Here is an 8,550-nt window from a genome sequence, read left to right on the forward strand (position 1 = left end):
AAAAGAATGATAATTCAGCGCCATCTAATGCTGCTGTTAAATCTATAGCAGGACTAATTGCAGATGCGATATCTGTTGCATCTCCTGTTGCTTCATATTCTAAATGTGTTCCTGAACCGCCATCATAAGCGTTTGCTGGACCTGTTCCAAATGAGTTGGCACCTGCAGCTGCAATATCCCAATTCCCATTAGAACCATCAAATCCAGTTCCTGTCCAACCAGATGGTGGGTTATCATCAAAATTTTCAGTAAAAATAAATGATGAAACTCCTGAAGCACAAGTAACTCCTAATGGTGCAGGAGGTGGTACATTTAATGTTGTAAAATTAATTGGTCCAACCCAACTACTTAACCCATTTGCTCCACAATCGCTTCTTACATATACTTCATACGCTGTACTTGCCGTTAGTGCACTAGCACTATACGGATTATTTTGAGTTGCAATTCCAGCACCTGTAGGTGTTCCTGTTCCTGCTGCTTGAATTGCTACTTCCCAATCCATTTCTGCTCCACCAGCAATCCAACTTATATCGGCTGCATTATCAGTTACATTAGCTACTGATAATGATGATGGCTCAGGACAAGTTGGAATAGCTCTTACTCTAAAATTATCGACAAAAACGTCGTTATCTTCTGGATCATCAACCGTACCTTCAGATCCCAAGATTCCGAATTGTACAATTTGACCTGAATAAGCTGTTAAATCTGCTACTGCTTGTGTACCTGTTACTGGTACATTACTTGCACTATCAAAAGTAATAAGGCTAGTCCAAGTCGTACCATTATCTGTACTAATTAATAATTGAACTGTATCATCAGAACCAAGCGTACCTGCAGTATCAGTAGTGTTAAATGTTAAAACTCCAAAATCAAAGTCTGCTTGAAAAGGGCCACCTGTTAAATCAAATTGAGGCGTTAATATCCAATCGCTTTTTGCTGCTTGCCATAAATTTATTTTATATGCACCTGTAGCGCCATTATTTAAGAATCCATCTTGATTCCAATCCCCAGCTCCTAATCCTGTAGGACCAGTAATTGCATCTCCATCTCCCGCTTCATCCCAACAGTCAGGTACTATAGTAGTAAAACTTTCTAGGTAATCAGGGACAAAGACGTCACAGGCAGTTTCAAAGTTCATTGGTCCAGCCCAAATACTAAAACCGTCAGCACCACAATCTGATCTCACATAAACTTCATATTCTGTTATAGCAGTTAATGTTGAGATTGTATATGGATTATTATTAGTCATAGTACCTGCTCCAGTTGGCTCACCAGAACCGATAGGCTGCACTACCACTTCCCAATCCATTTCTGCTCCACCCGCAGTCCAACCTATAACCGCAGAATTTGCAGTAATATTTGTAACTGTAATATCTGAAGGAAAATTACATGTAGAATTATAAACCTGTACGTTATCTACTAACCAATACCATGCCCAAGCATTTCCATCATTATAAACAAATCTAATTTGCATATTAGCATTAGAATAAGCTGTTATATCGATGTGTTGTTGATCTGGTGCTCCAAACAGTCCAGCATCGGCATCTTGATTTAAAACTTCAATCCAGTTTGTACCATCAAAAACTTCTACTACTCCACTATCAGAATCTGCTCCTCCAGCTAAGTCATTATAATATTGATCAAAATCTAAAAACAAAGCTACTGCACCTGTTGTGTCAAAAATAGGCGAGGTTAATGTTTCAATTAATTCTGTTCCATTTCCATTTGAATCACTATCAACAATAGCACTATTTGTACCGTCAAGATTATTGCCACCTCCTTGTTGACCAGAGGCCCAAGAATCATTTGTACCACCACCACCATCAGTAATAGTCCAAGTCGCAGGTATTTCTGTATTAAAATCTTCTTGTAAATACGTTTGCGCACTAACCCATGAACAGGTGAAGATTAACGCAATTATTAAGGTAATATTTTTCATTTGTATTGGTTGTTACTTTCTTTATTACATAATCAATTTTTGCAATTATTTATACTATAAAAATATAAGCCTTGATGATTATTCAAGGCTTATATTAAAATTTTTATTATTGTTGTTGTGGACCACCACTTACAATAATAAATTCTGATCTTCTATTTAATTGGTGTTCTTCATCTGTACAATTAGAACCACAGTCAACTTTTAATTCACTTTCACCTTTACCAATCCCAGTAATTCTTAATTTGTCTATACCTTTAGAAATAACATACTGTACAGTAGTTTTGGCTCTTCTATCAGATAGTTTTTCATTGTAAGGTGCGTTACCTCTACTATCAGTGTGAGAAGTGGCATTGATAACCAATTCAGGATACTTATTCATTATTTGCACTAATTTATCTAGTTCGAAGGCTGCTTGAGCGGTTACATTTGATTTATCAAAATCAAAATAGATAGGATTTAGGTTAATTGTTTCTGGCCCGACAATGTCTTCTATTGGGTCTAATAAAACACTTACTTCTACTTCTTCCTCTTGAGATGCTGCCACTGTAACTTTTTGACTTTCGTATCCATCCATTGTGACTTCTAATTCTGAAGCTTTATCACACTCTACTATGAATTCAACAGTTCCATCAGGATTTGTAACTTTAGACAATACCATATTGCCTTGATCATCATACATTGTAACTGATGATGCATTTATTGGATTTCCTGTTTTACTATCTGTTATTGTTCCTGTAATTAAAACATCGCATAAAGGTTGTAATTTTTTTATTCCGTAGATATCATCACCGCCAAGTCCTCCTTCTCTATTTGAAGACACATAACCTTCCTCAGAATCTTCATTTAAACTAAAAGCAAAATCATCTGCGTTACTATTAATAGGAATTCCGACGTTTCTAACTGGAGCCATTTTTCCATCTATTTCTTTTGTATAAAAAACATCTAAGTTTCCTAAACCTAAATGACCATTTGATGAAAAGTAAAGTGTATTATTATTACTGATGTATGGAAACATTTCTTGACCTTGAGTATTTACTTTTTGTCCAAGATTAACTGCTTCTCCTAATGATCCATCTGTATTAATTGCTGCTTTATAAATGTCAAATAAACCATATCCTCCTGGCATATTAGATGCAAAATAGAGTGTTTTACCGTCTGTACTCACTGATGGATTCTTAACTGTATACTCCTTACTATTAATTGAAAAACCTTCTACATTACCCCAAGTATCACCTGATTTTGTTGCTTTGAATAATTGCAATTGACTCTTTTTATAGTTAGTTAAAGAATCTTTTTCAAATTCATTTTCAAAATAACTTTCGCGTGAAAAATACATCGTTTTACCATCTGGTGAAAAAGAAACTAGACCTTCATGGTATTTCGTATTTACTTTATTCTCAACCAAAGCAGCGGCTTGATAACTACCATCTTCTCCTTTAGCTAATTCATATATATCTAAAAATGGTTCTTCATTCCAACCATACGTTTTACGTGATGTGTTTCTAGCTGAAGTAATATATAATTTACCATCATTAAGTGTACCTCCGAAGTCTGAATACTTTGTATTGAAACCTAAATTTTGAATATTGAATTTCTTTCCTTTTTCTAATATCTTAGGCAAATAATCTGGATTTTTATTGAAGGCTATTGCTCTGTCATCACTAGGTCGCATTTTAGCAAACTTTGTCATTTGAACGTTAGACTCTTCATATTTCCCATTAGCTTTAAGCATTTGTGAATACTTAAAAATCATATCTGGGCTTTGAGAACTTTCTAATGCTTTTGCATACCAGCGTTCTGCTTCTATAGTATTAAATACATTATAATAAGATTCTGCTAGTTGACTATAAACGTAAGAATCTCCTTTACCATTTTCAACTATTTTAGTATAGTCTTTGGCAGCCTCAACAAATTCAAATTTATTAAAATGTTTATCTGCTTTTTTAGTACTGGCATTTTGCGCAATTAAGCTAAAACTACTTAACGCTGCGATTGTAATAAGTGTTAAAATTTTTTTCATAATAATTAGCTTAATTGGTTAGAAATATCTAGGTGAACGTGAAACTTTTTTAGGGAAATTTAGATCAAATAATAGTAAGAATTCATGTGAAGCTGGTGCATACTCCTTAATATCTGATGTTACAGCATCATAAGCATATCCTATTCTCAATGATGGAGTTATAGCAAAATTTATTAATCCTGAAAAAGAATCATCTAATCTATATGAAGCTCCTAATTCTAACTTTTTGAAAAAACGTGCATTCAAGTTGACATCAAATGAGGTTGGCGCTCCAAATGCTGATTTAACCATAAAAGATGGTTTAAGCTCTGTATTGGCTGATAAGTCAAATACATATCCTCCAGTAAAAAAGTAGTGCGCTTCCTCTGAACCAATTTTATTACCATTGGCATCTAAATGTACTGAACTTAAAATATTAGGAACAGAACCTGCTAAATAGTATTTGTCTGTGTAATAAAAGAATCCTGCACCAATATTTGGAGTGGTTGTATTTATATTTTGAAAGAATGGGTCGTTTGGATCTATTAAATCAATATCTGCTAAACCAATATCGTGAAAGGTAGCTCCTGCTTTTATACCAAAAGCCAAGTTGTGTTCACCACCTAATTTTAAGGTATATGAAAAATCAGCATATGCATTTGTCTCTTTTACAGGACCTACTTGGTCAGAAATTACAGATAGTCCTAATCCTACTTTTTCTCCTACTGGAGCATGTCCAAAAAATGTTGCCGTTTTAGGTGCACCATCAATACCTGTCCATTGTGTACGATACAACAAGCCAAAAGACAAGTTCTCTTTTGAACCTGCATAAGCTGGATTGATGACATTCATATTATACATGTACTGTGTGTATTGTGGATCTTGCTGTCCATACACCTGTGTTGCGATGAGCAATACAATAATGATATAAAAATTTTTCATTTGTTAGTTGTTTGTTTTAGTTGTTTTGGTTGAATTCAAGAATTCGTATCGAGATTATTATTAATTGGTTTTTAATTTGAGCGTTGAATATAAACCCATGCAGTTCTAAATCCGTCTCTATATTCCATAGTATAAAAATAGGTTCCTACTGGTAATTCATCTCCATCATTAGTTTGACCATACCATTCGTTGGTGTAATTAGCCTTTGAATAGACAAGAGTTCCATTTCTATTAAAAATTTCTAACTTACTTACTTCATAACTACTTAGGTCGAAGGTATCATTCATACCATCTCCATTTGGAGAAATTCCTTCCGGTATTACACAAGTTTCTAATTCTATTACATTTTGAGCTGTAATACTAGAACATTGAGTACTATCATTATATATCACTTCAATTTCATAGAGGCCAGCTTCAATGACTGGTAATGATAAGCTTTGTTCTCCTGCAATTAAATCTCCATTAAAATACCAATTGATGGTTACCTCGTTTTCAGTATAATTATTAGGAGTTGCTGTGATTTCGATAGCTACCGTTGCATCAGGACATACTTCGTAATTAAAATCTGTTGTAAACGTTGTACTAGGTAATGATTTTACAACTAAATCAAATGCAGTTGTTGAATAACAATCAAAAGCAATATTACTTTCAACTCTAACATATATGGTTTGAGATGCACTACTATAAAGAACAGATGTATCAATTGCTCCTGTTCCTGCTTCGGCATCTGTCTCAGACTCATAGTATGTAACAGTAAAATCTGTTGCACTTTGACCATTTAGCACGTTTGCGTCATGAGCTGCTAGATCAAATAAAGTAATTCCATCTGTATCATCGTCACATTCTTCTATTGACACACTATTTGCAGTAGGTGTTGGTCCAGATATAATTAAATCAAAACTCGTTGTAGCGAAACAGAAATCTGCATTAGCATCTTCAATTCTAACGTAAATTGTTTGCGGAGTAGACACATTCGTATAAGGTGATGGTAATGCTCCTGTATCTGCTTGCGCTTCAGCTAAGGTAAGATGATACGTTACATTAAAATCTGCTGCTGCTTGAGTTCCTAAAACTCCAATAGTTTGCATTTCTAAATCAAAATCTTCTATTTCGTCTGCAGAATTATCATCACATGTAATAATATCATCTACAAGATTAGCAACAGGTTCTTGACCAAAATTAACTGTAACAGAATCTTGAGCTTGAGAATCACATTGTTCATCATAAGCAATAACAGTATATGTACTAGTTTCAGAAACCGTTAGAGTTGGTCCAGTTTCTCCTGGAATTATGAATCCATTCTCATACCATTCGTAAGTATCTGCGAATGGTGAATCAGCATTTAATTCAAAATCTGGAAAACCACAGAAATTTTGATCTGCACCTAAATCTACTTCAATTTCTGCAGTAATATCACCATCAGTAGCTCCTCCTGCATTAGTTTGACTAATTGAAATTGTTCCTGGATCATCAGAAAAATTAGTAACTAATAACAAATAAATTTCACCCGTTTGAGCATTATCTATTGTTAAGTTTTCTACGGAAACAAAAGAATAACTACAATCTACGATATTTCCGAAGGGATAAAAATTAGGATCTCCTGTATTGTTAGGGCAATCATTAGGATCTGGACAACCAAAATCTAAATCACCACAAGCGTCATCTAAGCTTGCAAAAGGTCCCCAAAGCACGAAATCAACATCTAATCCTCCACCATTAGCATCAACCTGAGAAATCTCTATTTCAATCAATCCTGGATCTCCAATTTGAATAATATTCCATGTTGGATTTGGTGCAGACCCTAAGCAAGCAATATCTGTAGGATCAGGAATTCCAATTATATTAGGTGTTGTTAATGCACCTCCTACTTCTGCACAAAAATTCTCTGCGTTTTCACAAATAATATTAGTAGGTGCTTCTTTGATACACAAATCAAATGTAGTTGTCTCAGAATCATTTCCACCTGAAAACACTCTAATATAATAGGTGTCTCCAACAACTAATTGAGGTGTTACACTAGCTTCTCCATCTGTACATTCTAATTCTACTAAATTATCACAATCACCACTATATAATGCATGGTCAGTATTAAAGCCACCTCCAGCAATATTTACTATAGAGATTAATTGCACTTCACTTAATGCTGTAAATTGAAACCAAACATCATCATCTGGATTTCCACCACAACTTCCGTTAGGCACACCAGAATCGGTTGCTTCGATCAATGTACCTGCTGTAACCAAATCACATGATGCGTCATCATTAACAACTGCTATAGTTGCGTTACATGGGTTATCATTATCTGGAGGGCAAGCTAATAATTGAATTGGGTTACTATTAATAACACAATTAATATCATCATTATTTTCTACTGTTACTACCACATCAACTAAAAACGGAAACGGACCAATTTGGTAAATACCAGTAGCCGTTACCGGTACAGTATTTGCATCAATGTTATTAGATATAGTAAATGATGTCCCGTCACCTAAACTTGTGACATTTACATCAATTAAAAATTGGTCTCCATTCTCACAATCATCGACAACTTGATATGTTGCTGCTGGATTAATACATGTAGCACAAGCCACTGTAAAATCAATACCGTCTGAACAACAGAAACTACCTGAATCACAACTTACAGATCCATCTGAAGTCACTTGTATCGTAATGGTATCGGTTAAAGATTGAACAAATATGCCATCTAATATACCATTATTACCTTCACCATTATATAATTCTGTACCATTACCATCTACAATTACTAGGAAATCAAAAGGTGCACCTTCAATTTCTCCTGTATTTATGGTTAGGTTTAATAGAGATCCATCTGAGCTCGTATAAGTAAATATTTCAGAATCATCATTTCCGTAACAGAGAAATCCGTTAACAGGTCCAACTGAACAATCTACTAGGTTTTCAGTACAATATTCTTGATTTAATGCAGAACTCGTTATTGTACAGTTGGCATCGTCATCATTAGCAACCGTAATTATTACTGGTGTATTATTTGGATATGGTCCAAATGTTACTACCTGTAAAGTATTTACAGTTTGAGTAGGACTTCCTTGATCATCACTTATTGTTACAGAAGAAGCAGAACCTAAATCTGTTAAGTCAACATCCACAAAAAACTCAGGTCCAACTAAACAATTAGAATCTACTGTATAGTTAGCTGCAGGCTGTGTACATGTTGCGCAAGCCACACTAAAATCCCATTGTGTAGTACAACACGTACCTCCCGATGCACAGCTAACTGAGCCGTCAGAATCAATTTCCATAAATAAAGTATCTCCTGTAGAGTTAAACTCTAAACCAGAAAGATCACCTCCGTTGTTTCCTTGATATAAAAGTGGTGCTGTATTGTCTGCACCATCATACACTAATATATCATCGCAACAAGATTCAATACCTCCAGCATTGAATGTTAATCGAAGCGGACTTCCATCTGTAGATACAAATGTCCAAGTATTTAAATCATTATTATCATAACAATAGGTTATTTGAGTTGGAGCTAGTGAACAATCTATACTATAATTTGACTGAATAGTTGTTGTAAAATTAACTGGACCTGACCAAACACTGAATGTTCCACCACCACAATCTGCTCTTACCCAAACTTCATATTCTGTTTCAAAGTCTAAACCTGTGATACTTGCTGATGGTGTAT

The 8,550-nt window shown here is 34.7% G+C and carries 4 protein-coding genes; all 4 read right to left on the reverse strand.

From position 1 onward, the window contains the following. Positions 1–1,939: fibronectin type III domain-containing protein (locus tag TD29_RS16270; protein ID WP_040282318.1), on the reverse strand; the 1,939-nt coding region annotated here is incomplete at its 3' end. A gap of 106 nt (positions 1,940–2,045) precedes the next feature. Continuing rightward, a complete protein-coding gene (locus tag TD29_RS16275) occupies positions 2,046–3,959 on the reverse strand; it encodes an OmpA family protein (protein ID WP_040282320.1) in 1,914 nt (637 codons plus the stop codon). A gap of 18 nt (positions 3,960–3,977) precedes the next feature. Continuing rightward, positions 3,978–4,880 (reverse strand): PorP/SprF family type IX secretion system membrane protein, encoded by a 903-nt coding sequence (locus tag TD29_RS16280; RefSeq protein ID WP_040282322.1) that lies wholly within the window; start codon positions 4,878–4,880, stop codon positions 3,978–3,980. A gap of 71 nt (positions 4,881–4,951) precedes the next feature. Then, the coding region (locus TD29_RS16285) for a T9SS C-terminal target domain-containing protein (protein WP_040282324.1) at positions 4,952–8,550 on the reverse strand (3,599 nt) is incomplete at its 5' end.

The sequence above is a fragment of the Psychroserpens damuponensis genome (genome assembly GCF_000826655.1).
Classification (GTDB): Bacteria; Bacteroidota; Bacteroidia; order Flavobacteriales; family Flavobacteriaceae; genus Psychroserpens; species Psychroserpens damuponensis.